The sequence below is a fragment of the Tardiphaga sp. genome (assembly GCF_044340795.1).
GTDB lineage: Bacteria > Pseudomonadota > Alphaproteobacteria > Rhizobiales > Xanthobacteraceae > Tardiphaga.
The window spans coordinates 1-3,734 of record NZ_JBIISY010000389.1; the positions used below are offsets into that span (position 1 = coordinate 1).

The 3,734-nt window shown below is 62.2% G+C and carries 4 protein-coding genes; 1 reads left to right on the plus strand and 3 read right to left on the minus strand.

Annotated elements, in window-relative coordinates:
* The coding region (locus ACIQ17_RS31940; protein ID WP_398473550.1) for a glutamine synthetase beta-grasp domain-containing protein at positions 1 to 538 on the minus strand (538 nt) is incomplete at its 3' end.
* A 519-nt stretch (positions 539 to 1,057) separates the two neighbouring features.
* On the opposite strand from ACIQ17_RS31940, the gene ACIQ17_RS31945 reads away from it, so the two are divergent.
* The gene (locus ACIQ17_RS31945) at positions 1,058 to 1,258 is read left to right on the plus strand and encodes a DUF2735 domain-containing protein (protein WP_398473551.1); all 201 of its coding nucleotides are present in this window, start codon (positions 1,058 to 1,060) and stop codon (positions 1,256 to 1,258) included.
* A gap of 66 nt (positions 1,259 to 1,324) precedes the next feature.
* On the opposite strand, the gene ACIQ17_RS31950 is transcribed toward ACIQ17_RS31945, so the two are convergent.
* Together ACIQ17_RS31950 and ACIQ17_RS31955 are read right to left on the minus strand one after the other, a co-directional pair.
* Positions 1,325 to 2,266, minus strand: a complete 942-nt coding sequence (locus ACIQ17_RS31950; protein ID WP_398473552.1) for a glutaminase — start codon at positions 2,264 to 2,266, stop codon at positions 1,325 to 1,327.
* An 85-nt stretch (positions 2,267 to 2,351) separates the two neighbouring features.
* Positions 2,352 to 3,734: ATP-binding protein (locus ACIQ17_RS31955; protein WP_398473554.1), on the minus strand; the 1,383-nt coding region annotated here is incomplete at its 5' end.

The following is a 3,734-nucleotide window of genomic DNA, read 5'->3' on the forward strand; positions in this document are numbered from 1 at the left end:
ATTCCCACTGGCCCTTGGCCACTTCGGCATTGATGCCTTCGTGGTTGATGCCGGCGGCGAGGCAGAGGTCGAGATGTTCTTCGACGATCTCACGCGCGACCGAGCCGACATTCTTGTAGCCGACGCCGGTGTAGTAGGGGCCCTGCGGAGCCGGATAGCCTTCCGACGGGAAACCGAGCGGGCGGCCGTTCTCGTAGAAGAAGTATTCTTGCTCGAAGCCGAACCATGCGCCGGGATCGTCGAGAATGGTGGCGCGGTGGTTCGACGGATGCGGGGTGACGCCATCGGGCATCATGACTTCGCACATCACCAGCACGCCATTGACGCGAGCAGCATCCGGGAACACGGCAACCGGCTTCAGCACGCAGTCCGAGGAGCGGCCTTCGGCCTGCTCGGTGGACGAACCGTCGAAGCCCCAGAGCGGCAGCTGTTCGAGGGTCGGGAAGCTGTCGAAATCCTTCAGCTGGGTCTTGCCGCGCAGGTTCTGCGTCGGCTTGTAGCCGTCGAGCCAGATATACTCGAGCTTATACTTGGTCATTCAGGTCTCTCACGAGTTGGCGAAAGGAGTGAACCCCGGCAGGAGTAAACTCGGGACATTGCCGGGATCGGAAGTTCCATCCCCAGCGGCGCTGCTTTATAAGCACGTAGTATGCCAACTTGCCGCGGTGCAACGGTTTTGTGACGAGAAAGTTGGTGTCGTCCCCAGCGGCTCGACGAAGGCTTTCTACAGCCGCCTGGTCGCCGTCAGAATCAGCCGAAAATCCTGAATTTGCGAGGCTTTTGGCTCGCAGACCTGAATACCACCTGCTCATTTCCGTTGCAGGGCTATTTATGCAGGAACTTTTCTGCCCTTCGGACGCTCATTTGTCATCTGTCCGGTCAGTCTCTCGCCAGTAAAGACTGCGCGTGCATAGCGCATGCTGCTTCGGTGCGCATATTAGCGGCAATTGCATGCTTTTTATGAGGCATCTGGCACAAAGCGCGAGCGAGCCTGTTACATTTCAAAGACCTGACGGCCAAACCGACACAAAAACACGTCAGGCAGGAGATCCAGGAGATGAGAAATACAAATCATTCCGATCAAAGCCAGACGACTGCAACCATCTATCAATTTCCGGTCGGTGGCCGTGCGGGCCTGAGGGCTCGCCCCGGGGAAATTCAACCGGTGGACTTCCGCGACTATCCCGCCGTCGATTTCGGCTCGGGCTGGTATCACGATGACGCCATCGAAGAAGAGAAACGGAAGGTCGAGCATTGAGCGCGCCGGAAGAGGTCGAAGATCAAGGGTCGAAACAGATGTTTCGGCCCTTTTTTCGTAAGCGCTTTACGTCCCGAAAATCGACCAGCCAAGCCGGCGTGTCAGCTCTTCCAGTGCAATCCGCCCGAGATGCGAATTGCCGTGGTGATCCAGACCCGGCGCCCAAACCGCGATCGAGGCTTTCCCCGGCGCAACAGCGATGATGCCGCCGCCGACGCCGCTCTTACCGGGCAGGCCGACGCGATAGGCGAATTCACCTGAGCCGTCATAGTGGCCGCATGTCAGCATCAGCGCATTGATCCGGCGTGCACGCTCGGATGAGACCACTGACAGGCCGGTACTCGGATTGCGCCCGGAATAGGCGAGGAACCGCGTCGCCATCGCCAGCTGCCGGCATGACATGGCGATGGCGCAGTGATGGAAATAGACGCCGAGCGTGAAATCGACGGGATTGTTGATGACGCCGAACGACTTCATGTAGTTCGCCAGCGCGGTGTTGCGGAAGCCGGTTCGCTTCTCGGACGCCGCCACCGTTTCATCGATGACGATGCTGTTGTCGCCCGACAGAAACTGCATGAAACGCAGGATTTCGCCGATGGCCTCACGCGGCTGATGGCCGGACAGGATCACGTCAGTGACGGCGATGGCGCCGGCATTGATGAAGGGGTTTCTCGGTACACCGCGTTCGCGCTCGAGCTGGACGATGGAGTTGAATGGATTGCCGGACGGTTCGCGGCCGACATGTTTCCACAGCCGGTCGCCGACCATGCCGAGCGCCAGCGTGAGCGTGAAAACCTTCGAGATGCTCTGGATCGAGAACGGCACATCGGCGTCGCCGCCGGCAGCGACATTGCCATCCGCATCCACCACCACCAGCGCGAACTGGTTGGGATCGACACCCGCGAGTTCGGGAATATAGGTGGCGACTTCGCCGCGGTCGGGCCGCTGCGCCATCTCTGCGGCGATTTCGCTGACGACGGTTTGCAGATCAGGAGTATGGGAGCTCATGCGGACTCGGCGGACGTGCAGGAAGGATCAGATTGCGCCAAATCGCGGTGCAAGGATCCTGCCATAGCACCGGCATGTGCCGGCGTCACGCCACAGCGCGATGGCCGGCCTGTTCGAACAGCGGCAGCCGCAAGGTGACGCGCGCACCGCCGGAGTCTGCCTGGCCAATTGCGAGATCGCCGCGATGGGCCTCGGTGAGACTGCGAGCGACCGCAAGCCCAAGACCGGCGCCGCCGGTATTGCGGTTGCGCGAGGTCTCCAGCCGGCTGAAAGGCTCCAGCATGGCCTGCCGCTCCGAGGCCGGAATGCCGGGGCCTTCGTCATCCACCGTTAGCACGAAGAAGCCGCGCTCGGTCCGTCCCGCGAGATGCGCCACGCGGCCATATTTGATGGCGTTGTCGGTGAGATTGGCGACGATACGGCGAATAGCGAGCCGGTCGCCGATCACCACCGGCGGCTCCGCCGCCATCGCGGGCCGATAGTCGATTGTCTGACCATTATTCGCGCGATCGCCGGCCTCGCTGGCGATCAGGTCGTCGATCTCGATCATCTCTTCTGACAATTCGGCGGCGCCGGCGCGGCTGGCGAGCAGGGCGTCGTCGAGCAGCCGGATCATGTCGGCGATGTCGCTGGTGGCGCGTTCGCGCTCGTCGGCGTCAGCGATCTTTTCCACGCGCAATTGCAGGCGCGTCGCGAAGGTGCGGACGTCATGCGAGATGCCGCCGAGCATCGCCATGCGTGCGCGCAGCAGCTCGGCGAGCCGGCTCTGCAACCGGTTGAAGGCCGCGATCAGCGCACGGATTTCCGGCGCGCTGCGCTTGTATTCGGGCAGCGGCACCGGTCCGGACGACAGGTCGACGCGGTCCACTGCCTTGGCCAGACGCCGCAGCGGCTTGGCCTCGCGCTGCATCACCAGCACGGCGATCAATGCCACTAGCGTGCCGATGATGCCGGCACCAAGGCCGACGGGCAGGCCGAACAGGCCACGCAACAGCGGCGTGTTGATGGTCAGCGCGAGCACGTCGCCGCCATCGAGCCCGACGCGCAGTTTCAGGATATCCGGCCACAGACGTCGCAGCACGCGCCTCTTGTGTGGTTCGTCGAAGTCGATGGCGAGTTCGCGGCCCGCCAGAGCCTTGCGATAGGTGTTCACCGTCTTGTCGCCAAGCGGCGACAGCGGGCCACTCACACTGTCGCCCACCTTGCTGTTCGCCTCGATGTCGATCTGAAAGCCGTCCGCATTGATGGCCTGTTTCAGCAGGTCGCGTTCGGTCTTCGGCGTACGCTCGACCAGATCGATGATGGCGAGGATGCGTGCAGGATCGCTGAGCGCGCGCAGATCGGCACCAGGCCCGCCGATATAGAAGTAAGCGACCGCAGCGATCCAGGCCATTGTGAGGCCGAGGATCAGGATCAGGCTGATGCGCGTGGTGAAGGAGAAGCCGCTGATCATGTGAGCTGCTTCACA